This window comes from Lysinibacillus sp. NPDC056959 (assembly GCF_042674095.1).
In the GTDB taxonomy this organism is placed as follows: Bacteria; Bacillota; Bacilli; order Bacillales_A; family Planococcaceae; genus Lysinibacillus; species Lysinibacillus zambalensis.
The window spans coordinates 16,054-41,229 of sequence record NZ_JBHURE010000022.1 but is presented as its reverse complement, the minus strand read 5'-3'; the positions used below and the strand labels follow the sequence as shown (position 1 = coordinate 41,229).

The following is a 25,176-nucleotide window of genomic DNA, read 5'->3' as shown; positions in this document are numbered from 1 at the left end:
ATTCACGCCCTTTGAATTTCTTCTGCTAATAATTCTTGTGCGTCGTGCATTAAATTTTTAATGTCCTGCTCTGTTAAAGGTTCAATCAGCCTTGCACCGCCAGCATGTTGGTATAGTTCCTTTAAAATATCCTTCCATTCTGAAATATTCCATTCCTCCATTAAATTCATCACGGATTCAGTCGCAGCAGTATGCTCATACAATATGGACGCTTGGTGTAACACGAGCTTTTGTACCCAGCACATCGGTTCAATTCCATCCTCGGCTTCTCGAATAGTTTCTAGCCATGCATCAACTGTAGCATGTTCAAATAAAGATTGTGATTGTTCATCTATATTTTTCAAATGAAGTTCAACCACAGACGCCCCAAACTCCCCGCGATTAAGCATCAGGGCTTCTTCACATTTTTTTAGTAGTTCATTTGCATGAAACACTTTCGTGCAATCCACTTCTACCGTGTTATAAACAACAGCAGATGTCGGTACAAATTCCAAATCTGTAGAGGTTTGTGACAAAGTTACGTCATAGAAGCCCTTTATCCCTTGCTCTTTCCGATGTCGGCTTTGAATATTGCCTGGATAAACAATCGGTGGATTTTGATGTAAAAATTGTCGTTTATGAATATGCCCTAAAGCCCAGTAATGATAGTTTTTTTCAAGAAGTTGATCTTTTGTGAAAGGGGCGTAAACAGCATGTGAAGTATCGCTAGCCTCACTACCGTGAAGCATACCAATATGAATAACATGCTGGTCCTGTGCAACAGGATAACTATCGATCATTGATTTCGTTATATGACGGTCACTATAGCTGAAGCCATAAATATTGACTTGTTGACCACGTATGTTCAATTGCACAACACTAGTTTCAGCTGGTAACTCATAAACATTGCTCGGTAAAGCAAAACGCGTCCAAGCACCATTTAAGTGATCATGATTCCCATAACTTAAAATGACAGGGATATTATGCTGAAAGAGTTTTTCCATATCCTCTTGAAATCGTCTTTGTGCCTGTAAGCTTCGATTTTCACCATCATATATATCACCGACAATCAGTAAGAAATCAGGTTTCTCCTGAATAGCTTTCTGAATAATTTTATCAAAAGCTTCGAAAGTACTTGTTCGAATCTTTTTGAAATTTTGTTCGGGTAAACCAAATAAGCCCTTAAATGGACTATCTAAATGTAAATCCGCCATATGGAAAAAACGAATTGCTGACATCCAACCACCTCAAGTATTAAATAATCTATACCTTAACTTCATTCTTTTTCACTCGCAACGCAGTAAATTATTGAGTACATCGGAATCGCCGATTTTATAATTTATCAATTTTTACATATCTCATTTTTATAATGAGACATTCGTGAATCACGCCGAAACCGAATATTCGTTCTATATTATCATACTTCACACTAGATGAGAAATGTATTCAACAAATATTCATTATTAGTACTGCCTTAAACTTTCCACAACTTTCATAATTTATCGAAATATCCGCTAGTTTTACCGTGAAGTTTATAAATCTTCTATGTATAATAGATATATATTTAAGTAAAGGGTGGGATTTGTATGGAGAATTATCGCTTTACGGCTTTTGAAAAAACTGGGGAAACATTATTTGATGAAACTTGGACTTTCGAAAACGATGAGGCTGCAAAAATCGGTGGTTTACAGCAGATCGAAGAAAAAGGTGTTACGAACAAAACTCATCGTCTTGTTAACTCTTCGGGTAAATTAATCTTATTTCATGTCTAAAAATGGCTAGTAAAAGGCACGTAGTACACTTTACTACGCGCCTTTTAGGCCAACATGTTGCCACTCAGTCGTGTATTGTTGTGTTGTTATCGCTTCGCTTTCGCACAGACAAATCGCCACAGGACGTGACGTTTTTAGACTGAGTTCCTCTATTTTAAAGGGTGTTTTGACACCCTTTGAAAGAAGTTAAATCTATTTTCCTACAAAAGCCGGTGCTCTTTTTTCTACAAATGCATGAATTCCCTCTAAATGATCCGTCGTTTTACGCATCGCTTCTTGCCCCGCTGCTTCCATAGATAAAATACTCTCTAATTGCGGTAAATTTTGAGCATGTAAAATTTTTTTAGTCGTAATCATCGATGCAATTGGAGAAGCAAGCATTTTTCCTACTAGTTGGTCAGTAATTGCAAAAACAGTCCCATCTGGTGCAACGTAGTCAATTAACCCTTCATCATGTGCTTCAGATGCAGTTAGCACCTTTCCTTCCCAAATCATTTGTTTAGCTTTGACAGTACCAACACGTTCCTTCATAAAGAAATGGCCGCCACCATCAGGGATGAGCCCTATGCCGATGAAGTTCATAGCGAGCTTACTATTTTCACATGCCACCACTATGTCTGCCCCTAGAGCTAGACTAAAGCCTAATCCAGCTGACGCTCCATGAACCGCTGCAATGACGATCATCGGTAGCTGGTAATATGCTTTGACAATACGTGTTAAATAAACCATTGCCTCATTAATATTAAGTGGCTTATCCGGATCTAGCATCGCTTTAATATCGCCACCTGCTGAAAAGACTTTTCCTTCTCCGCGAATAACGAGAATTTGTATTTCTTGTTCTTGCTGTAGTGCCTCAAAGCATTCTGCTAGTTCGCGCATCATCACATCGTCCATAGCATTCATGGCATGTGGACGATTTAATGTTAATGTTGCACGGCGTTCTAATTTCTCTAATGTAATCGTTGAAAATTCCATCCCAACACCCCCAAATATGAATAGTCATTCACTATGTACTATTCGTGTTTTTTTAGAAAACTCCTTCTATCCTACGCAAAATTGCACTTGATATGCTATATTTAATGACGAATATTGATTTAAAGGTGGTTAATAATTGTGACACAGAAAGACTATCGTGTATTACTTTATTATAAATATATAGCTATTGAAGACCCTGTGGCATTCGCAGAGGAACATTTAGCACTTTGTAAAGATTTCGGGCTTCTTGGTCGTATTTTAGTTGGCTATGAAGGCATTAACGGAACCGTTTCAGGTACAGTCGAGCAAACTGATGCTTACATGAATCATATGAAGGCAGATCCACGTTTTAGCGACATTATGTGGAAAATTGATGAAGTTGAAGGACATACCTTTAAAAAAATGCATGTGCGCCCTCGTCGAGAAATTGTGCACCTTGGTTTAGAAGATGATATTAATCCTTTAGAAATAACAGGAGATTATTTAACACCAAAGGAATTTATGGAACGTATGCAGGAAGATAATACAGTAGTTATTGATGCACGCAATGATTATGAATACGACCTCGGACATTTCCGTGACGCTATTCGTCCAGATATTGAAAACTTCCGCGACCTACCAGCTTGGATGGAGGCCCATAAAGAAGATTTTGAAGGCAAGAAAGTTTTAACTTACTGCACAGGTGGTATCCGCTGCGAAAAATTCTCTGGCTGGTTAAAACGTGAAGGCTATGGAGAAAGTGTTGGCCAATTACATGGTGGTATTGCCACATATGCTAAAGACCCTGAAGTAAAAGGTCAACTATGGGATGGACAAATGTTCGTCTTTGATCGTCGTCGCAGTGTACCTATTAATCAGGTTGAGCATGTGATTGTCGGTAAGGATTTCTTTACTGGAGAACTGACAGAACGTTATACAAACTGTGCAAATCCTGAATGCCATAAATTAATGCTTTGCGAGGAAAAGCATGAGGCCTTTTATATGCGTAGCTGTTCAGACGAATGCCGCCGCGCAGAACGTAACTTCTTCGTTGAAGAGAATGGTTGGACAAAAGAGCAGATTGAGGAACAAATCGCTGAAATCGCTCAAGTTCAAAATTCGTCTTTATAAGAAAAAAGAGCATCATCCATTTTGTGGTGATGCTCTTTTTTGAGGATTTCTTCATTTCTGCAAAGGACTACATTTCCTCGCCATACCCAAGCGATTTTCCACACTTAAATTTCCTTCATTCTCCTTTTGCTAAGTAACGCCCTACCTGACGACCACTAAATAAACAACCTCCAACAAACGTCCCCTCTAATGCACGGTACCCATGTACACCGCCACCACCAAAACCACTAACTTCTCCAGCTGCAAATAAACCTGGTACAGGCTGACCCTCCGCACCTAACACAGCACCATTTAAATTCGTCTGTAAGCCCCCTAATGTTTTACGCGTTAAAATATTTAAACGAACCGCAATAAGTGGCCAATTGTTAGGATCTAATATTTTATGGGGCTTCGCAACGCGCACAAATTTATCACCTACATAGTTTCTTGCACCATGAATAGCATTAACCTGTAAGTCCTTTGAAAATTTATTGTCCATTTCACGATCCCTTGCTAAAATTTGCTCTTTTATTTTAATAAAATCGAGAAGGTCATTACCAGCCAATTTGTTCATTCCATCAACTAATTCCTTTAAATCATTAGCAATAACAAAATCTTCACCATAATTTTTAAATGCTTGAATGGGAGCAGGTGGTCCTGGCAAAACTCGTTTCAGAACATCAGTAATACTTTTATTTGTTAAATCAGGATTTTGCTCAGAGCCCGATAAGGCAAATTCTTTTTCAATAATTTTTTCTGTTAAAATAAACCACGAGTAATCATAGCCAGTTTTTTGAATGGCTTCTAATGTGCTTAACGTATCAAAACCAGGGAAATTAGGTGCTCTAAATCGATTGCCCTCCGCATCAAACCATAATGATGAAGGGCCCGGCAAAATTCGAATACCGTGATTGGGCCAAATTGGGTCCCAATTTTTCAAGCCTTCCGTATAATGCCACATGCGGTCTCGATTAACGATACGTCCACCGGCATGCTCCGTAATTTCTAACATTCTTCCATCTACATAGGCAGGTACACCACTAACCATATTTTTTGGTGGTGTTCCAAGTCGTGCTGGCCAACTTTTTCTAACTAAATCAAAATTTGCACCTATTCCACCGCTGGCCACAATAACAGCCCCAGCTTCATAAGAAAATTCACCTATACCCAATCTAGAGCTTTTTTCACCACGATTTGCATAGCTTTGCGCCAAAACTGTTCCACTAATCCCCGTTATCCTTCCATCTTGTTGCATAAATTCGTCTACACGATGTCTTGGTTTAAAATCTATAAAACCATTCTTTATGGCCTTTTTCACTTTTTCAGCAAAAGGCTTTACAATACCTGGTCCGGTTCCCCAAACGATATGGAATCTAGGTACTGAATTACCGTGGCCACCTGCTAAGGATCCCCCTCGTTCCGCCCAACCGACGACTGGAAAAAACTTAATCCCCATAGACTTTAACCAGCTATATTTTTCACCAGCTGCAAAATCTACATAAGCTCTAGCCCATTTGTATGCCCACGAATCTTCATCCTCCAAGCGATCGAAGCCAGCCGTTCCTTGCCAATCCTGCCACGCAAGCTCTTTACTATCCTTAATACCAAGCCTTCTTTGCTCGGGTGAATTCACTAAAAAAATACCCCCAAAGGACCAAAATGCCTGTCCCCCCATTGAATTTTCAGGTTCTTGATCTACTAATAGAATTTTTTTCTTTGCATCTGCTAACTCACAGGCAGCTACTAACCCTGCCAGTCCTGCACCGACAATTGCTACATCATACATCATTCTGCACCCCCTAAAAATCAATCTTCCTTTACTTACATTCTTCTCTAATTGACGGTTTACCTTCTACACATCGTAATTTTGACAGAAATGTGACAAGAAAAAAACGTTCGCTTTCCTCCACTAAACAAAGAAAGTTTCTGCCATATAATTTTCGACCTCAAATATTTGTTAAACGCCCATGTGATCTGACTTGACATATATCGGTAGCGCTTTCATTGTCCTTCCCTAAAACACGAACAATATTAATAAATAAATAAAAGAATGTTCGTTTTTAGTTGATTAACCAACGTACTTAGTCGTGAATTTTAATCTTTTTCAGAAATATTGTTGACAAAGGTGAACAATAAGGATTATGATGATAACAATTAAATCACACGGAAATATAACGACGGAGACACGCTAGTCGCAAGAAAATCCAAAGAGAGCTGATGGTTGGTGTAAATCAGTGATTTCTACGATAATAGTTCCACTCCTGAATAGATAAGCCGAACATCTCCAAAGTAAGCTTATCCGTCACATGCACGTTACGCATATAGCTAAGACTGCTAGAAATTTTTAAGCAGTGATTAAGGGTGGTACCGCGAACCAATGTTTATTATGCCTTTCGCCCCTTACAACACAATATCTGTGTTTGTAAGGCGCGGAGGGCTTTTTTATTGTTCTCATATCTACAAAGGAGATTTGTACGCTGTAAAATGTACTATCTCTACAAAATTCAGACTGTTTCGTCTATAAAGAACACTAACATTTTTTAATTAAAAGGAGCTAATTACAAATGACTACATTACAAATGACTACTGCAACAAAGGCAATTAACGTATTTATCGCTGATCCACTAAGTGAAGATGGTATTTTCCCACTACGCCAAGAACAAGATCTAGACTTAAATATCATCGTTGATACTGGTCTTGCACCAGAAGAATTAATCGCAAAAATTGCAGATGTAGATGTTTTACTAGTACGTTCTCAAACAACGGTAACACGCGAAGTAATTGAAGCGGCTAAAAACTTAAAACTTATCGGACGTGCTGGAGTAGGTGTAGACAACATCGATCTAACTGCTGCAACTGAACATGGGATTATCGTTGTAAATGCACCAGACGGTAACACTAACTCTGCTGCTGAGCACACTATTGCCATGATGACTTCACTTGCTCGTCACATCCCACAAGCATTCAATACACTTAAAAATGGTAAATGGGATCGTAAATCTTATGTTGGGGTTGAGCTTAAAAATAAAACTTTAGGTGTTGTAGGCTTCGGTCGTATCGGTGTGGAAGTAGCTTATCGTGCAAAAGGTCAACGTATGAACGTTATGGCATATGATCCATTTTTAACTGATGAACGCGCTAAAGAGTTAGGCGTAACAAAATCAACAGTTGAAGAAATTTGTGCAGCAGCAGATTTCATTACAGTACACACACCTCTTCTTCCTGAAACACGTAACCTTATTAACAAAGAGAAATTCGCTATGATGAAAGATGGCGTGCGTATCATTAACTGTGCACGTGGCGGTATTATCAACGAGGATGATTTATATGATGCAATCGTAGACGGTAAAGTAGCTGGTGCTGCTCTTGACGTATTCGTAACTGAGCCAGCAACAGATCACAAGCTACTTACTTTACCACAAGTAATCGCAACACCTCACTTAGGTGCATCTACAATCGAGGCACAAGAGTCTGTAGCTGTTGACGTATCAAACGACATCATTAAATTTTATAAAACAGGTACTGTAACTAACCCAGTGAACATGCCATCTATTCCGAAAGAGTTGCTTGCACAAGTTGAGCCATTCTTTGAATTAGCTGAAAAACTTGGTTCATTCTTATCTCAACTTACAACTGAGCCTGTGAAAGAAATCAACTTATCTTATGCTGGTGAAGTAGCAAATTATGATGTTCGTCCATTAACGTCAAACGCGTTAAAAGGCTTATTAGCTAAAAACCATGGTAATCATGTTAATGACGTAAATGCTCGTTACCTATCTGAACGTATCGGCATGAAAATAAATGAGCATAAAACAACAACTGCTAAAGGCTTCACTAGCTTAATTACGATTGAAATTAAAACAGTTAACGAAACACACACAGTTGCTGGTACATTATTAAATGGTTTAGGTGCACGTATTGTTAAAGTAGAAGACTACGTTGTTGACGTTATTCCACAAGGTCACCTTCTTTACATTAAAAACACAGACAAACCAGGTGCAATCGGCCGCGTAGCAACAAAGCTAGCAGAAAAAGATGTGAACATCGCAACAATGCAAGTTGGTCGTGCACAAGTTGGTGGAACAGCTGTCATGATGCTAACAGTCGATAATGCTGTATCAGAAGAAGATCTAACATTCGTTGCACAGCTTGAAAATATTGATGAAGTAAAAGCGATTAACCTATAATAGATTGTTGATAAGCAGAGAGTAGTTGCTCTCTGCTTTTTTATTTTGGGGCTCATCATCATGTCCTAGGTTGATGTCCGTTCCGCTGGGTGCTTTCCTCAGGAGGGAGAGCGGACAGTGAGCAGAGAAAGAAGAGTGACAGCAACAACTTGGGTTTGTCTGTGCGAAAGCGTAGCGACAGCAACAACTTGGGTTTGTCTGTGCGAAAGCGTAGCGACAGCAACAACTTGAGTTTGTCTGTGCGAAAGCGTAGCGACAGCAACAACTTGAGTTTGTCTGTGCGAAAGCGTAACGACAGCAACAACTTGAGTTTGTCTGTGCGAAAGCGTAGCGACAGCAACAACTTGAGTTTGTCTGTGCGAAATATATGTTTTTATAAAAAAATAATATGAAGCAAGGATTTTGAAACCATTGGTTGCTTTTAAAAGTTTATATCGTTATAGGAGAGTAATAATTATGAAAAAACATATAATCTACTTTGCAATAGGAAGTAGTATTCTATTATTGTTTTATACAATGTTAAAGCTTATCGGGAATGAATCTTCTAAGTTGGCATTAATAACATATGGGTTATTTACGGTCATCTTTATTTATTCAATCATTTATTTATTTCAAAAGATATGGGTTCCAATTATTATTCAATTAATAACATTACTCATAGTGATTGTATTGCCTCCATTGATTAGAACAGAAGTGAATTTTTATTTTTATAAAGAAGATAGAGAAGAAATCATTAGCATGTTAGTCAATGGAGAAATAAAAAAAGAAGCAAATAGATTTGGAAGTAAAGGTTTTTACTCGTATTACACTCCCCCGCAATATATAGATGCGGTTAAAGATGAGACGATCAGAGTAGGTATGCATTCGAAAGATCATTTTTTTGTCTATTTCCAATCAGCTGAACAACCCTTTATGGACATGCAGGGTTTACAGGAAGGATTTATTTTTTCATCCACAGGTGAATTTCCAACCCCAAAAGAGTTTGATTATTATAGTGATTACAAGAAAATAGATAATCACTGGTATTTCGTATCAAGTGATGTTGATAGATTTGAGAAATCATGTTTGTTTTTATGTGAATAATTAAGTAAAAGATAAGAAATTGGCATTCAGTAGAAATTTTGAGATATTACTCAATCAGGCGTTTTAATTGAGCAAGGATTTTTAATCAATTGAATCTAGAAAAAGCGTATTTTGATCAATCTTTTTTCAAAATACGCTTTTTCTATTTGATCTTTTTAAGGTCCATAGGGTTAATTTAATTAAACGCTCTTCACCGAATGCCTTAACTTCTCATACCAATGATAAGGAGCCGTTGATTTTCACAAAGAGTGAAGATCAACCTTTGTTTATGGATGCACCTTAAATCCATTCATTTTTAGCTTAGAGCTTATTTACAAGTTCTAATAATGCAGTTAAAGAATCTACTTCATATGTTGGAGTGACAACGCCATTTGGTGCATTGTTTTCACGATTGATCCAAACGTTACGCATACCAACACGAGATGAGCCTAAAATATCCGTGTTTAAGTTATCGCCAACCATGATTGCATCGTCTGCTGTAATACTTGCTTTTTCCATTACATGTTCGAAAATAGAGGCATCCGGTTTCCCTTTGCCAAAGTCCCCAGAAATAATGATATGGTCAAAATATGGCGCGATTTCTGGTGTTATTTCCAGCTTTAAATTTTGCAAACTTGGTGCTCCATTTGTCAGTAATACGAGTTGATACTTTCCTTTCAGCTTATCTAGGACATCAAAAGTATCTTCATATAAGAATGGTGACACTTTACGCTCTGCCACAAAGCGCTCCCCTAGCTCCGCCCCTAGTTGTGCATCATCAATGCCAAGAGCTGCTAAGCCTTTTGTCCATGCCTCTGCACGATAGCCTGGTACGATATTTTTCATTTTTTGGAAATAGTCTGTTGGATCATCGAATGTTCCCCAAAGTCCCTCAAATGGGTTAATGCCGATTAACACCGTATAATCATATGTTTCATAGCCTTCGTAAAGTGCATGTGCTTCTTTACGCACAGCTTCCTCAAGCTCAGCAGGATTCACATTATGTATTGTTGCTACGTACTCACACGTTTTTTCAAATGCTGTTTTGACGGATTTTTTATCCCATAATAGCGTATCATCTAAATCAAAAATAATTGTGTTAATTGACATTGTGTCAGCTCCTAGCTTCCTATTAGTATAATTATTTTAGCATATTTTCGAAATATTTAGCATAGTGTTTTAGGTTTTTTCCATCGCCAAAACGTAAGGTTGATTTCCGTTCCGGCCGGACGCTTTCCTGGGGGCGTCCGATGAGCCGCTTCGCTTCGCTGCAGGGTCTCATCTGTGACGCTGATCCCCAAGGAGTCGCCCTGCCTCCACTCCAATCAACATATTACATAGTATCCATTTTAAAAATGCTATCCCCAACTTTAGGTGATGAGCCTAATCCTAACCGCTTCTACTATTGATTTTTCCTACGCAATCTATCCATTAAACTTTGTATGTCTGCCTTTTTTTGTTCTGTTTCTTCTTTTAGAATTTCAATCTGGTAGATGCCGTCCATTTCTTCAATTAGCACACGATCGCCTACTTGCACTGGCTTATTTATAGCAGACTGTAAAATGATTAGCTGTTCCTCTTCCGCTGGGTACTTCAAAAAAACTGCATATCCATCTTCAATACGGTCTAAGGTGTATTTAGTCGAGTTCACTAACGATATCCCCTTTCGCATTACGTAATTGCGCAGCATCTCCATCATTCAGCCAAATTTGTTTCTTTGTCCATTTTAAATAGTTTTGACCTTCTCGTGCATTTGAGCCACTAGTGACATAAAACGTTTTCCCTGGCTGCAAGGTCACATTCGGAAAATTAAAAACTTGAGCACCTTCAATTGATATAAGCTGCCAATCTTTTAAGGACACTGCTTCATTACTTTTATTTTTAATGCCTACAATTTCTTCTATTAAATCCTTACTGACAATTTCAACATTTGCACTCGTCGTTGGTGGTGCTGAGGTAATGGTTCCAGACCATTCTTTCGAATTCACGTCATAGTTTACCCCATCCGTTGATACGATAACAGTGCCCGCTTCTGCAGTTGCGTAAATTTCACTGCCAATTGCTTGTAAACGCTCGACGACTTCAGCATGAGGATGACCATACTTATTGCCCTCACCATAGCTTAAAATTGTTACTTCAGGATGCACTGTCTGAATAAACTCTGCAGAACTACTCGTATTAGAGCCATGGTGGCCAGCCTTTAAGATCATGGCTTTCACATCGCCCTGCATCATCTCTTTTTCTAACGCTATTCCCGCGTCGGCTGTTAATAAAAATGATACATTACCATATGCAAGTTTTAAGACAACGGAAGCATCATTATTATCTGTTGCATTTTCATTGGCGTTTAACACCTTCACGTTTATATCATCATCAAACGCAATATGATCGCCTGTTTTCGGAATATCATAAGGAATATTCTTCGTATCAATAAGTGTCAGCATCTCTTCAAAGGTTTGAGATGTATGTACCTTCCCTGAATCATAAAATTGCCCAATATCTATCGAATTTAACACAGGAATTAAACCACCAATATGGTCTGCATCAGGATGGGTTGCGACCACTATATCAAGCTTGTTTACACCGAGCTCCTTCAAATACGAAACAATCTTTTGACCGGCTCCTTTTACGCCTCCATCAACAAGCATTGTTTTACCGTTTGGCGATTCAATAAAAATCGAATCTCCTTGTCCTACATCAATAAAATGTACGCGCATTTCATGTCCCGCAGTGACAGATACTTTTTTCGTATTTGAAGTCCCCGTACAGCCTGCTAATAAAAAAACGCAAAGGAGCATTACTATTAATTTTTTCATCTCTAACTTCCTTTCTACTTTTCTATTATACAAAAAAGAGATGGTTGCTCCCTATTTCAAATAATCTAAAATCCATAACATAGGGTTGATTTCCGTTCTGGCTGGGTGCTTTGTAGCTGACGCTTCGCTTTCGCATAGAAAACATCCGCTTCGCTGCAGGGTCTCGAGCCAACAGATGTCTTTTGCGTGAAAGCGTGAGTGCAACGTAGCGGCAGCAGAGGGTTTTGTTTGTGCGAAAGCGCAGCGACAGCAAAAGATTTTGGACTGTGCGAAAGCGAAGCGGCAGCAACAGCAGCACGATGTTAGTCACGGAGGCGTTAACACAGGATGTGGTGCTATTAGCCTATACTCTTCTATCACTGATCCCCAAGGAGTCACCCAGCCGTAACGAAGATTAACTTATTTAAATTGCTCGTTTCAACAAAACTTATATCCATTTTGTATATAATACTCAACTATTTTCTTTGTTTTCATGCGAATAACATAATAAGGCTCTTGCATTGCCTGCTGAACACTAATAGTCTCATCTACTAATGATTCAACTACAGTAAAAGATTCAAGTAATGCGGGTTTATCATTTTCATCTATCGCCCCCGACAATAAGACAGCGTGTACATTCGATAATGTTGCAGTCTTCGCCACCCCTAATGGCGCTTTTCCATGTAATGTTTGGCGATCTGATTTTCCTTCACCTGTCATTACAAACTCGGCACCTTCTAAATGCTTTTTTAACTGTACTGCATTCATCACAATCTCAATACCTGCATGAAAACTGCCGTTTAAAAAGGCGATTAACGCGGCTCCCATTCCACCTGCAGCGCCTGCCCCTTTGTAGTCGTGTAATCGAATACCAACATGCTTTTCAACAATGTCCGCAAACTGCTTTAAGCAGCTATCAAAATAAGCAATTTGATGCTCTTTAACACCTTTTTGAGGCCCAAAAATAGCTGTTGCCCCTCGCTCTCCAATCAGTGGATTATCAACATCACAGGCAATAATAAATTTTGCTTCAGCTAATCGGGGGTCTAACCGACTGATATCAATTGAAGCTAAATCTAATAGTGCCGATATTCCATTCGCAATTAAAGTGCCATCTTCTTTTTTCAGTTGCAATCCAAATGCCTTTAACATGCCCATACCAGCATCATTTGTCGCACTACCGCCGATTCCGACAATAAATTTTCTAAACCCTTTATCAAGAGCAGCTTTGATTAGCTGCCCCGTCCCATACGTCGATGCAAGCTCAGGATTTTTTTCTTCATCCTGCAACAGCATAATTCCAGATGCCTGAGCCATTTCAATAACACATGTTTCATTATCACCAAGCACACCATATCTCGCTTTAATTTCTCTTCCCAATGGATCAAGCACACGGTGCGAAAAATATTGACCTTCTGTTGCAGTAACAAGTGCTTCTAGTGTACCTTCTCCACCGTCTGCAACTGGTAAAATGACTGTTTCAATCGATGGATCAACATCCAATATTCCTGCTTGCATGGCACTAGCTACCTCGATGGCCGACAAAGTCCCCTTATAGGAATCTGGACTAATAACAACTTTCATGTTATACCTCCGCTCATTTTAGTTAAATGCCTATCACCATTATAATTCAGACTAAAAACATTCCTGAGTTTTTATCGGAATACTTTTGAGTTTTATCGGAATGTTTCGTGGATTTATCGGAACATTTTCCAGTTTTATCGGAACATTATGCTGATTTATCGGAATAAAAAAAGGCAACCTGAAAAACATCAGATTGCCATCTTGTTTATGCCTTATATAATTCATCTAAAAACTCAATTTTTTTACCGATTGCCTCTTCAAACGTCATGATGTAGGCAGCAGGATCTTTTGGATTATGGAACTGTGTAATCTTTCCCGTCTCAGGATGAACAAATTTAGAGGAGGCTCCACAGCCAATCCCTAGAATAGTCTGTACTTCTTCCATGATGACAATATTATAGATACTTTCTTCGCCAGCTTTACTGTAGCCGACATTTTCTAAATTACCTAAAATATTTTTTTGGCGATATAAATAGTACGGTACATATTCATTTTCCTTCGTCCATACTTGCGCCATATGCATCATTTCTGCAACAGTATCACGGTCTGCTACCTTGTACTTATCCTTATTACGTGTCATTTCTGATGCACGTTTAAATGATAATGTGTGTACTGTTAGCGATTCTGGCTGCATTTTTGCAGATTCATCTAATGAATTTTGGAACTCTTCAATCCCTTCATTGGGCAATCCAATAATTAAATCCATATTAATATTATTCATGCCTGATTCACGCGCTAACCAGAACTTATCAATTGTTTCTTGTACCGTATGATGGCGACCAATTGCTTTAAGGGTCTCATCTGTGTACGATTGTGGATTAACACTTATTCGGTCAATGCCCCATTTTTTTAACACTTCTAGTTTTTCAGGCGTAATCGTATCAGGTCTGCCCGCTTCAACAGTTACTTCACGGATTGTTTCAGGATTTGGGAAGGAGTCATACATCGTCTGATACAATGCATCCATTTCATCCGCTTCGATAGATGTCGGTGTACCACCACCCCAATAAATAGATGTGATTTTCATATTATTGTCCTTCAGCCATTTACCCATTTCACGTAATTCAATATGCAATCCATCTAAAAATGTTGCCACTCGCCCTTGCTTACGATTGCTGCCAATTGCATACGCTGGGAAAGTACAATAAGCACATTTAGTCGGGCAAAAAGGAATGCCAATATAAATACTTATTTCTTTACCTATTTCATCTATATCAGGAATTGTCACTAACTGACGTTCAACTATTTCTTTTAGTAGCGATACCTTTTCTTCTGACAGACGGAAATCACGAATTAGGATATCAGCAATTTCTTCATCGCTTTTTCCAGCCTTTCGAAATTTATGGTACAACTTAGTCGGACGTACGCCTGTTAAAATCCCCCACTGTTGTTGCATGCCCGTATGTTGCTCTAGCACATCTAAAAATACGTGTGATAAAGCACGCTTCATACGAATATTTAGCTCACGTCCTTCAGCCCCAGATTCGTATTGAATACGGTAATCATTCGTATAACGCTTACCATCTACCTCAAGCACTGCTTTTGTAGAAATGGAAAAATCATCACCAATGTTATATTCGAATAACACTGTCATATCTGTTCCTTCAGCTTCTACTTTTAACTTGGAATCCTCAAAAAATAAATTCGCAATATGATTTAATACGCGAATCCAATCCTCAGGGTATTTTTGATCTATGTGAATAATTTTCATTGTCTTCGCTCTTTTCTCTCAAAAATTACAGCACCAATAGTTTAACAAATTTTTATCACGTTAAGCAAAGTTACAATTAATAACAGAACATTCCGTTTATTAATATAAAAAATCCATTTTGAAAAATTTTTTCAAAATGGATTCTTATCTTTTATCTTTCAATAGCCGCGTTTGTTTTGAAACGTTCTTCTTTTAGTTTAAGAATTCTTCTTAATTCCATGCTTACTTTCTCCAAGCTTTCCATATCAGGAATAAAATAAGATACATTGTCGATATACTGATCTTCGCCTTTTATTTCTATCGTTTTCGTAGATATGTTTTTAGCATTCAAATATTGCTTTTGAAGTGCGTAGATCTCTTTAGGGTTTAAATCTGTTTCTACGTTTTCTCCTAAAATATCTGCAATTTGACCAATTTTAAATATTGTATTCGTAGATTTCGCTTGATCAATTGTTGCAGTCAAAAATTGTCTTTGTCTTTCTTCACGAGAGTATGAAGCATTTATAGGTCTGTATCTCATTCTTACAAATGCAAGTGCCTCTTCCCCGTTTAAATGCGACTCTCCTTTATGAAAGTCTATCCGTTTTTTATCGTAAATATTATCTTCCCAAAAATCCTCTTTAACATCTACTGTTACTCCACCTAAAGCATTGACAATATCTCTAAAGCCATCAAAGTTTACCGCAATAAAGTTATCTATCGGTATATTAAGGAATTTTTCAACTGTCTCTAATTGAAGTTTAATTGCCCCATAGCCTGTAATCGATCCATAATTATACGCGGCATTGATTTTATGTACACCTGTATATTCCCCTGCATTTTCTATGTTAACTCTTGCATCCCGAGGCACTGTAATTAAGCTAATTTCAGATGTATCTGGGTCCAAAGTAATGACCATTTGAGTGTCTGCTCGACCATTCTCCGCTTCACTAGAGTAATCTTCAACACCTAATAAAAAAATGGAGATAGGATCTTTTTTAAATGAAACATCCTCTTCCCTTAGCTCTGATTTATTTCCATCTCTTTTTAAATCGACCTTTGAACTATCATAGGCATTTTTAAATTTAACAAACGCATAAGCTCCATAACTAGTTACGGTTAATAGTAAAATTACGATTACTATTAAAGTTATTTTTATTATTTTATTTTTAGGTTTCGCTTTTTTAGACCTTCTTAATTTTCTTTCCACACAAAATCCTCTCTTCTGTTAAAGTCACCCTCTTCATTGATTAAGACGATAAATGCTCTCACAAGTTTCCTACAATGATTATGTTTGGGAATATAATCAAATATTTATTTAAAATGGATCATCACCAAAACATGTGGTTGATTTCCGTTACGCTGGGCGCTTTCCTGGGGGCGTCCGATGAGCCGCTTCGCTTCGCTCCAGGGTCTCGGGCCAACAGATGTTTTTTGCGCGAAAGCGTAGTGCTAACGTAGCGACAGCAGAGGATTTTGATTGTGCGAAAGCGCAGCGACAGCAACAGCACGATGTTGGTCACGAAGGCGTTATCACAGGATGTGATGCTTTTAGCCTTCGTTCCTCTATCGCTGATCCCCAAGGAGTCGCCCAGACTCCACTCCAATCAACTTATATACATGGCATATGTTTTAACAAATGTCATCCATAACTTTTGGTGATGAGCCTTTAAAATAACAACTAAAGAGAGTGAATTCAGCATTTTAAGGCGCAAAAAACCCATACAAAGGTGGCACCTTAATATGGGTCTCTAAATTATTTTAAATATTCCTCTACAAATTCAACTGGTACATATGTTTTATATGCTTCTAGAAAAGCAGGTGCTGCATTAAGTGGGCGTAATGCTTTGTTATAACCAAACATTTTTTCTCCACGTGTAATTGTGTAAGATAGATTACCTTTTGATACAATTGCACCTTTACTTGTTGACTCTACTTTATAGCCAAGCTTTTCGGCAATCAAACGCAACGGAACCATCTTTGTTCCATCGACTTCATAGTAATCTTTCGCGATAATTTGTGCTATTTCCGCTTCTACAGTATTTTCTGTTGGATTTTCAGACTCGTCATCAAGAACAATTACTTTCGAAGGTGTTGTCTGAGCTGGGATACTTTTGGTTGAAGCTGTATAGAAAACTACTAAATTCTTCTCAATTAAGTCTTTAGCTGCAACTTTCTCTCCCTTTGAATTGATAAGCTCTGTGTTTTCACCAATGGTTAACTGCAACATATCATAAGTATTCGTTAAGTTTTCAAAGAAGTAATCAACTTCAACAAATCCTGCTTCCTCAGTTTCAACAATGACAACATCAGGATTGAATTGTGGTGGATAAATTAATTTTTGTGGCTTGTTCGCAAATGTATAAGCTACTATTTTATCCCCTTTTTTAAGTTCTACTTTTTTACCTGTATTATCGAAAACAAGTGTATCCTTTGAGATTTCTAAAATGTTTGTTTGGTCACCATCTTGTACTGTGAAGTATGTAATATTTTCACTTGAATTCACTTTTTCAACCGTTCCATAGGTATTGTTGAATATGTGTACAGGATCAATTTGGATTTGTGGTACTTGTTGTTGTACGTCTGCCTGATTTTCATTTGCTGAAGCGACTGGTATTACTACACTTCCAAATAATAATGCTGTCATTGCTACAGGTGCAATTTTTTTCATGTTCATAAAATCTCTCCTTATTATTAGGTTCATAGTAGTAGTAGTTTTAGTATGGTAAAAGTTTCATTAAAAATGGAGAATTTATGATAATAACCGTTTTTTAGTCAATATCTATTATAATTAGCAATAAAGAATGGGATAATTGGCCTATCGCCAAAGCGTAGTGTTGATTTCTGTTCCCTTTTAACAAATTTCGTCCCCGACTTTTGGTGATGAAACTACTAATTTTATGGAAGTAAGGAGATACTATGTTGAAAAAACGGATAATTCCACTATTGTTTCTAAGTTGTTTGTTATTTGCTTGTGAGGATCAACCATCAAAAGAAACTGATGTTTCTAACGAGTTAACAAAGAATGACAAATTACCTTACACGACAGAAGAGTGGAAGCAACAGGCTTTAGATAGTACATGGTACAAAAATTTAACGATCCCAAGTGAAGAAGTTTTTGTAGAAATGATTGACTTTGAAGGAGATGAAGTACCAGAACTCTTCTTTAGTTATAACGGTACTAAATACGGTTATATAATCGGTCATTATAATAAGAACAGTGAAGCTTGGGAACAATGGAATTCTCAACAATATGAAACGACAATTCATGGAGATTTCCGTTTTAAAGGTATCTTCAAGGACGAAGACAAAAAAGATATTGCATTAATAACCCATTTTGAAGCTGGTGCTTCAGGCAATTTAGAAGTTTTTCATTTACTTAAAGTAGCAGACGATGGTAGTAACATTATTAGCGGTCAATCCTATAGGCTCTATGAGGGTAGTGAGTTAAAAGTTGATACCTCTAAAAATACTTTTACTATTCAAACAGGAGATTCTTCAGAGCGTTTTACACTTCGTGACCATGCTATAACTAGTGAAAATAGTACAATAAACTTATATTCTGGGTTGCCAATCATTCATAATTCAAAACTGCTAAAATTATTAAATCATGATTTCTTTAAAACTGATATTATTTTTGGTGATACATATCCGATCGCTAAGGGGAAAGCCGGCTTGCCGAAAGGGGAGGATTATTACGAGGGGGGGGCTTTGTTCTTTTTATGATAATTACTTTTTCTGTCTAGCTGAGGATGAGATACCTGTTAGTCATTATTATCTTTCAAATTTCAAAAATGTTACAAAAGAATCATTAGAGGAAGTCATAGGCCAAGCTATTCAAATTTCTTCCTATGAGAGGTATGGAGATCCTGATGATATCGTATATTATGCAAATTTTGAATTTAATAATGTTTATTTCCAAGCTGAATTTAATCATGATCAAAATAACGCTGAGCTAACTAATCTTGCATTGGGGATTAATGCTTTAGAATATTAAAAAACCACCTTGTCACTGAACTGCGCCCAATTGTTAGACACACCATCTAACAATTGAGTTTGCATTTCAAAATACTGGTGGTTCTCTTTTGGAGTTTCTAATATTTACTCCTTTACAATTTCCTTTAATCCTGTAATATCGATACCGTTTAATGCTTGAGTTGCAAGGCGGTCGGCTTCAGAATTTTCTTTACGTGCTATCAGCTTGTACTCTGGCTGAATACTAAGCTCCTCTAGCTTTGCATCGATTTTATCTGCCCAGCTAGATAAATTCTTTTCTAGCGCTGGCCATTCCCCACTCAATTGATTGATCACTACTTGGGAATCACCAGTGAAACAAACGGGCAAATGGTGAACGTTCAATAGCTCAAGTTCAACTAACCCTAAGTAAAGCGCTGCATATTCTGCTTCATTGTTAGATTTAAGCTCGGAAGAAAAAGAATTTTGTCTTAATCGATATGGCTTGCCATTTTGTTCATAATAAATCACACAGCCCAGCCCCGATTGATATGTTGCACGATCAAAACCACCATCAAAATAAACTGTAATATTGTGTGGCTCAGTGTCAATTTCCTTTAAATATGCCTTGAGTTCTTTTAAAGACCAACTTGTATCCTGTCGATCGAAACAATGCAGCGATTTTACTCTCCCTGTTCGCTCCATGTCCTCTGCAAGTAGTAATGCTTGAGCTGCTGGCATTTCTTCTGAACGCAAAACAGTTTCCGCACCCTTTTTCGCTTTATAAGTCCATTCAATGATGACATGCATAGTATAACCTCCAATGATAGTGAGCCATAAATTGAAAACGTGCTCCGACTTGCGGAAACACGTTTTCTTCTTACTTGTTATATGTGCAACTAATAGTATTTTTATGCCTACGCTTTTTCAGGACTCTGAACTTGGCTGTTAAAATTCTTCATACAATGTTTGAATAGGTTTTATTAAAATTCGGTTTACCTCTTCGATGATCTTACTTAAATTCATTTCTGCCTGAAGCATTGCAGAAATTTTTGTATTTTGCTGTGCAAGCTGCGCAGCTTTCTGTGCATAAACAAGTTCATCTTCAAGAATATCTTCACCATTTAATTGCTTTTTCTGTAGGTCAATTTGAACTTTACGGAAATTTTTGAATAGATTTAATGCCTCTTCATCTTCCTTAACAACTTTCACTGCTGCTTCCAAAGCTTCAAATTCAGGTGTTTTACGAAAAGCTACCTCTAACGAATTAATTTCATTGTAAATATTAATCATCAACATAATTCTCCTTTTTAAATAAAGTAAACAATTAATCCTTGCACAATCCCAATCAATCCACCAAGAACTGCACCAAGTACTGTAATCATTTTAAACTCACGCTTTGAAATACCTAGTACAAGCTCCTCTAATTTCTCCACAGGGAAAGAATCAACCTGCTCACGTACTACTTCTTGTAAATTTAAGCGCTTTAATACATCTTCTAATTTGTCTTCAGCTTTTACAAAAGCTTTTTCAATAACTTGGGGAATTACTGTTTCCTTCATCCACGAATTCCCTTCTGGCCAGTAATGCGAAATAGGATAATTCAAGCGTTCTTCAATTGCTAATTGTTCTTTTACGTAAGTTTGTAATTTCGATAATATAGCTTCAAAGCGAATATCTTGTAAGAAATCCATTGCTGGGCGATCTTTTAATTTCTCCAATTCCTGCGTAAAAATTTTCGTTAGTAATGTTGAAGTTCCTGGCGCCTGTAAAAATTTCACAAGCTCACGCTGAACCTTTGCCACTAGCGATGAAGAATCACCTAAAAACATATTAATCATTCCACCAAGTGATCCTTTTGACGATAAGAAATCATCAATCATCGCCTTAATTGTCAGTTCGCCCTCGGGTGATAAAAAATAATCCTCACCCTTTTCTAAAATATGATCAACCGCTACTGGTATCTTTGCATCAATCGTTTGTTGAATGTCTGCTGATAAGAGTGTACGAATTGATTTCGTAGATAGTGTATTCTTAACTGATTCAAATTGTCCCTCAACAATTGCTTCTACCTTCTGTTCAATTGTTGCTGGCATATTGGAAAATCCAGCTAATGATAGCCAATCCTGAATTGTTTTATCATTTGTAAAAATCGTTTCTTCTACTTTTGTTTGTACAAACTGTTCTACCTTTTCCTGAATATCCTTTGAGAAAAATTTCTTTCTAAAAGTTTCAGGTGTTAATAAATAATTTACAACCGTTAGCCCAAGTTGCTTCGCTAATTCGTCACGTCGTTTTGGAATAAGGCCTGGAGTAAAAGGTACTCGCCAATTTTTAATATATATAGCGTTGTGTGGTCGAAAAAGCATTTTGATGGCTAAGTGATTCGTTACACCACCAATTGCAGCTCCAATGACTGCCATAAATATTAATGTCACTAGAAAATTATCCATTAGTATCCTCTCATTTCAATTGTATTCACTATTGGCGTTTTTTGTCGCCTGCTGCACTCATTATAGCAGAGCAATGATTTTCTACGAAAGAAATACCCCCTCTTAAAGTATGATGATTCACTATTTTTATCCTTCTTCATTAATTTGCAGATACTGATTTCCGCTAGGAGCTTCAATCAGTTAAAAAATGGACGTACATAGGAGCAAACTATTAACAAACAAATCCTTTTATCAGCTCATTACGATAAGAAGGACATTTGGAGTTGCAAAATTACCACTATCCTTGAATAATATTAACTACATATATAAGAAATGGGGTTTGGTTATGATTCAGCATTTTAGCTTTAAGCCTTTATTTGAAAATTCTCAGCTTCCAGGTTGGTCCATTTCGTTCTTTTATCAACGCGAACGTTATTCAGCGGAGTACTTAAAAGATGGCGTTATACAATGGAATGGCTCTATCCCTCCTAACGAAGAGGAAGTAAAAAAAATGATTCATGAGCTCATGTTGTACCATGTTTACGACTAATAAAAGTAATACTTTTCAACACCCAAACTGTATAAATATACCTATTTTCCACTATTTCTAGCACTGCTATTATCTTATAATTGTTTAAATATGTTGAAATTCCCTTATCCTTCTTATACATTTATGTTATCATGTATTAAAGGGATTTTATGCAGGAGGCTATTTCTATGAGTAAAGTCACTCTTTCTGATGACATAAACAGTTATAATTCAAAACCATTAATTCGTGCAAAAGTAAAAGAAGTTTTTTCCGAATTTTCAGCTAAAATTTTCGAGCTAGCGAATGAGGCTGAAGTTATTGATAGTAAAAAATTCGAAACTCTGACTGGCTTTAAAAGTGATTTCTACACGGAATACTGTAGTCAATTAAAAGGATTTTTCAATTCTTCTGCTAGTACTTTCGGAAAAAGACCTGTAAAAAATATGTTTTTAACATATAAGGGCAATAATTATATTTTGACAAAACAAGGTATAGCAGAAAAAGCACCTGTTACAATTTCACTTTACCTAGGCGAAATACCAGCAAAAGAAACGCTACACGATGTGGAAAAAGCGTGCTTGAATTACGCTTTCAACAATAATTAAATAATGAAGAAGGAGCCATCTCATACGAAAATGGCTCCTTTTTTATTGAAAACTATTTTGAAATTAGCCGTAGCTACTCTTTCGCACAAATAACATATTCTGAAGTTTTGTTTTATCACTACAAATGAGAGTAACCTGCCAGCACATATATTATGCAGAATGGTTGATCTTCGTTCAGACTGGGCGACTCCTTGGAGATCAGCGATATAGAGGAACGAAGGCTAAAAGCATCACGTCCTGTGATAACACCTTCGTGACCAACATCCTGTTGCCCCGACGCCCCCAGGAAGCTTTGCTCTGTGCGAAAGCGTAGCGACAGCAACAACAAATGTTTTAACTGTGCGAAAGCGTAGCGGCAGCAACAACAAATGTTTTAACTGTGCGAAAGCGTAGCGGCAGCAACAACAAATGTTTTAACTGTGCGAAAGCGTAGCGGCAGCAACAAAGCGCCCAGTCGGAACGGAAATCAACCCTTGCTTTGCCGAAAAGTGATACTATGACACCGTCTATTTTATTTTTCTACAATACAAAGAAGCCACCTCATTTGCATGAGATGGCTTCGTTTTTGTTGCTATTAAAAATAATTCATTTAAAAAAATCCGCAAGTATGCACTCTTGAGATTTTTGACGTGTCGTTTTATATGAGATGTAAATGCTTCTTTCTCTAAACAAACTATCTTCTTTGCTACATTTAAAGTTAGCATAACAAATTTTTATTTTCAATCTTTTGGTGTTTGAAATTATATATTTTTTATATATCATGAGAAAATTAACTAAAAAAAGTTGTTGTCAATATTTGTGTTTTGCATGTAAATATTTTATGATTAAATCATTCAACAATTTTTTAAATCATAGGAGGTGTACACTTTGCTTCCTTCCCTCATTCGGGCGGGAACAAAGGAATTATTTGGACGGAGACATAATGGAAATAACCATAAGGTTGGTGGCATTTGCCCTACTAATAATAATGACAGGATTTTTCGTTGCAACAGAATTTGCAATCGTTAAAGTAAGGACTACGCGTATTGATCAATTGCTTGCAGAAGGCAATAAAAAAGCAAAAAATGCAAAACGTGTAGTTTCAGATTTAGATGAATACTTATCTGCATGTCAATTAGGTATAACGATCACTGCTTTAGGTCTAGGTTGGCTTGGTGAACCTACATTTAAAATTATCTTGAATCCAGTGTTTGAATTTCTAAATTTGAGTGAAAGTATTACTACTGTCCTTTCATTTATACTTGCATTCTCAATTGTAACGTTTATGCATGTAGTAATAGGGGAATTGGCGCCAAAAACACTTGCCATCCAAAAAGCAGAATTTGTAACATTAAACCTTGCTGGCCCATTAGTATTATTCCACAATATTACGTATCCAATCATTAAGCTTTTAAACGGATCTGCACGTGGCTTAACTGGCCTTTTCGGCTTGAAAATGATGTCAGAATCAGAAGTGGCCCATACAGAAGAAGAGTTACGTATGATTTTGTCGGATAGTTTAAAAGGTGGAGAAATTAATACTTCAGAATATGAATATGTAAATAGTATTTTTGAGTTCTCTGATCGTCTTGCAAAAGAAATCATGGTCCCACGTACTGAAATCGTCGGCATTGAAAAAGAACTTACGATTAGAGAAGTTTTCGATTTAATGGGCGTTGAGCAATATACCCGTTACCCAATTATCGATGGTGACAAAGACCATATTATCGGCTTAGTCAATATGAAGCACTTATTAACCGCCTACATTAAAGACCCAGCAAATGGCGATAAACCAGTGATTGACTATATGCAGCCAATTATTCGCGTAATGGAAACAACGCAAATTAACGAATTATTACTAAAAATACAGCGTGAACGCATTCATATGGCCATTTTAATGGATGAATATGGCGGAACATCTGGTCTAGTTACGATTGAGGATATTATTGAGGAAATTGTCGGCGACATTCAAGATGAGTTCGATGAAGATGAAATTCCAGAGGTTCAGGAAATTGCAGAAAATCACTTTATTTTAGATGCGAAGATGCTAGTTGAAAGTGTTAATGATATGCTAGGTACTGACATAGAAGATGATGATATTGATACAATCGGTGGTTGGTTCATGACGAAACGCTTTGATGCGGTCGAAGGAGACAGTATTGAAGAACAAGGTTATGAATTTATCGCAAAAGAATTAGATGGTCACCACATTTTATACTTAGAAGTTCTGAAATTACCTGAACGTGATTTATCAAATGACAACGGTGAAGTAAATGACTAAAAATCAATTACGCCTTGGCATAATTGCATTGGATTCGGCTTTGTACATACACAAAACCTGAATTCCACTCTTTCAGCAGATGTTTGGACAACCGCTGAAAGAGGTTAATTGCAGTGGTATGATTGATGTCGCGATTGTTTAATCAAGTATAAAACTAATATTTTGCTCACAGCCTATAATGGCAAGAGCTTCTACTGAAGTAAAATAAATATTTACGCAAAAAACGACTCCCTTACACGAGAAGGGAGTCGTTTTATAATGCC

21 protein-coding genes and 1 other annotated feature are annotated in these 25,176 nt (G+C 37.2%); of the genes, 8 read left to right on the top strand and 13 right to left on the bottom strand.

Features of this window, described 5'->3' with window-relative positions; translation table 11 throughout:
- Positions 1–2: 2 nt before the first annotated feature.
- A complete protein-coding gene (locus tag ACFTQ7_RS19620; protein ID WP_386830480.1) occupies positions 3–1,217 on the bottom strand; it encodes a metallophosphoesterase family protein in 1,215 nt (404 codons plus the stop codon).
- A 348-nt stretch (positions 1,218–1,565) separates the two neighbouring features.
- Between ACFTQ7_RS19620 and ACFTQ7_RS19615 the strand changes: the two genes are divergently transcribed.
- A complete protein-coding gene (locus tag ACFTQ7_RS19615; protein WP_349661963.1) occupies positions 1,566–1,751 on the top strand; it encodes a YhzD family protein in 186 nt (61 codons plus the stop codon).
- A 192-nt stretch (positions 1,752–1,943) separates the two neighbouring features.
- On the opposite strand, the gene ACFTQ7_RS19610 is transcribed toward ACFTQ7_RS19615, so the two are convergent.
- Positions 1,944–2,726: an enoyl-CoA hydratase gene (locus ACFTQ7_RS19610; RefSeq protein ID WP_079563324.1), complete on the bottom strand. Its 783-nt coding sequence runs from the start codon at positions 2,724–2,726 to the stop codon at positions 1,944–1,946.
- Positions 2,727–2,864: 138 nt separating this feature from the next.
- Between ACFTQ7_RS19610 and trhO the strand changes: the two genes are divergently transcribed.
- On the top strand, positions 2,865–3,836 hold the full coding sequence (gene trhO, locus ACFTQ7_RS19605) for an oxygen-dependent tRNA uridine(34) hydroxylase TrhO (protein WP_386830479.1): 972 nt from the start codon (positions 2,865–2,867) through the stop codon (positions 3,834–3,836).
- Between the two features lie 115 nt (positions 3,837–3,951).
- On the opposite strand, the gene ACFTQ7_RS19600 is transcribed toward trhO, so the two are convergent.
- Positions 3,952–5,604 carry an FAD-binding dehydrogenase gene (locus ACFTQ7_RS19600; protein WP_386830478.1) on the bottom strand — a complete coding sequence of 551 codons (1,653 nt, stop codon included), beginning with the start codon at positions 5,602–5,604 and terminating at the stop codon, positions 3,952–3,954.
- Between the two features lie 376 nt (positions 5,605–5,980).
- Positions 5,981–6,219, top strand: a binding site (T-box leader).
- Between the two features lie 175 nt (positions 6,220–6,394).
- Here ACFTQ7_RS19600 and serA point away from each other — a divergent pair.
- Complete coding sequence (gene serA, locus ACFTQ7_RS19595) at positions 6,395–8,002, top strand: phosphoglycerate dehydrogenase (protein ID WP_386830507.1); 1,608 nt, start codon at positions 6,395–6,397, stop codon at positions 8,000–8,002.
- 456 nt (positions 8,003–8,458) lie between these two features.
- Positions 8,459–9,085: a hypothetical protein gene (locus ACFTQ7_RS19590; RefSeq protein ID WP_386830477.1), complete on the top strand. Its 627-nt coding sequence runs from the start codon at positions 8,459–8,461 to the stop codon at positions 9,083–9,085.
- Positions 9,086–9,385: 300 nt separating this feature from the next.
- Here ACFTQ7_RS19590 and ACFTQ7_RS19585 read toward each other — a convergent pair whose 3' ends face one another.
- The 7 genes from ACFTQ7_RS19585 to ACFTQ7_RS19555 form a co-directional block, all read right to left on the bottom strand.
- On the bottom strand, positions 9,386–10,174 hold the full coding sequence (locus tag ACFTQ7_RS19585; protein WP_386830476.1) for an HAD family hydrolase: 789 nt from the start codon (positions 10,172–10,174) through the stop codon (positions 9,386–9,388).
- Positions 10,175–10,466: 292 nt separating this feature from the next.
- A complete protein-coding gene (locus tag ACFTQ7_RS19580; RefSeq protein ID WP_386830475.1) occupies positions 10,467–10,715 on the bottom strand; it encodes a DUF3006 domain-containing protein in 249 nt (82 codons plus the stop codon).
- On the bottom strand, positions 10,702–11,880 hold the full coding sequence (locus ACFTQ7_RS19575) for an MBL fold metallo-hydrolase (RefSeq protein ID WP_386830474.1): 1,179 nt from the start codon (positions 11,878–11,880) through the stop codon (positions 10,702–10,704). Before ACFTQ7_RS19575 ends, ACFTQ7_RS19580 begins: the two co-directional genes overlap by 14 nt.
- 417 nt (positions 11,881–12,297) lie before the next feature.
- Positions 12,298–13,443 (bottom strand): glycerate kinase, encoded by a 1,146-nt coding sequence (locus tag ACFTQ7_RS19570; protein ID WP_386830473.1) that lies wholly within the window; start codon positions 13,441–13,443, stop codon positions 12,298–12,300.
- 205 nt (positions 13,444–13,648) lie between these two features.
- The gene (locus tag ACFTQ7_RS19565; RefSeq protein WP_386830472.1) at positions 13,649–15,154 is read right to left on the bottom strand and encodes a coproporphyrinogen III oxidase; all 1,506 of its coding nucleotides are present in this window, start codon (positions 15,152–15,154) and stop codon (positions 13,649–13,651) included.
- A gap of 151 nt (positions 15,155–15,305) precedes the next feature.
- Complete coding sequence (locus tag ACFTQ7_RS19560) at positions 15,306–16,343, bottom strand: LCP family protein (RefSeq protein WP_386830471.1); 1,038 nt, start codon at positions 16,341–16,343, stop codon at positions 15,306–15,308.
- Positions 16,344–16,889: 546 nt separating this feature from the next.
- Positions 16,890–17,810, bottom strand: coding sequence for a stalk domain-containing protein (locus tag ACFTQ7_RS19555; protein ID WP_386830470.1), 921 nt, complete (start codon positions 17,808–17,810; stop codon positions 16,890–16,892).
- Positions 17,811–18,055: 245 nt separating this feature from the next.
- Here ACFTQ7_RS19555 and ACFTQ7_RS19550 point away from each other — a divergent pair, with 245 nt between their 5' ends.
- Positions 18,056–18,859, top strand: a complete 804-nt coding sequence (locus tag ACFTQ7_RS19550) for a hypothetical protein (protein ID WP_386830469.1) — start codon at positions 18,056–18,058, stop codon at positions 18,857–18,859.
- 375 nt (positions 18,860–19,234) lie between these two features.
- On the opposite strand, the gene ACFTQ7_RS19545 is transcribed toward ACFTQ7_RS19550, so the two are convergent.
- The 3 genes from ACFTQ7_RS19545 to ACFTQ7_RS19535 all read right to left on the bottom strand — a co-directional run bounded on the left by ACFTQ7_RS19545 (position 19,235) and on the right by ACFTQ7_RS19535 (position 21,540).
- Complete coding sequence (locus ACFTQ7_RS19545; protein WP_386830468.1) at positions 19,235–19,897, bottom strand: ribonuclease H family protein; 663 nt, start codon at positions 19,895–19,897, stop codon at positions 19,235–19,237.
- Positions 19,898–20,035: 138 nt separating this feature from the next.
- Positions 20,036–20,380, bottom strand: a complete 345-nt coding sequence (locus tag ACFTQ7_RS19540) for a YlbF family regulator (RefSeq protein ID WP_386830467.1) — start codon at positions 20,378–20,380, stop codon at positions 20,036–20,038.
- A gap of 17 nt (positions 20,381–20,397) precedes the next feature.
- Positions 20,398–21,540, bottom strand: a complete 1,143-nt coding sequence (locus ACFTQ7_RS19535) for a DUF445 domain-containing protein (protein WP_197140499.1) — start codon at positions 21,538–21,540, stop codon at positions 20,398–20,400.
- A 325-nt stretch (positions 21,541–21,865) separates the two neighbouring features.
- On the opposite strand from ACFTQ7_RS19535, the gene ACFTQ7_RS19530 reads away from it, so the two are divergent.
- The 3 genes from ACFTQ7_RS19530 to ACFTQ7_RS19520 all read left to right on the top strand — a co-directional run bounded on the left by ACFTQ7_RS19530 (position 21,866) and on the right by ACFTQ7_RS19520 (position 24,913).
- Positions 21,866–22,069 (top strand): YheE family protein, encoded by a 204-nt coding sequence (locus ACFTQ7_RS19530; protein ID WP_349661977.1) that lies wholly within the window; start codon positions 21,866–21,868, stop codon positions 22,067–22,069.
- Positions 22,070–22,236: 167 nt separating this feature from the next.
- Entirely contained in the window at positions 22,237–22,653 is a 417-nt protein-coding gene (locus ACFTQ7_RS19525) for a hypothetical protein (protein ID WP_386830466.1), read from the top strand.
- Between the two features lie 922 nt (positions 22,654–23,575).
- Complete coding sequence (locus ACFTQ7_RS19520) at positions 23,576–24,913, top strand: hemolysin family protein (protein ID WP_349662137.1); 1,338 nt, start codon at positions 23,576–23,578, stop codon at positions 24,911–24,913.
- The last annotated feature ends 263 nt before the right edge of the window (positions 24,914–25,176 follow it).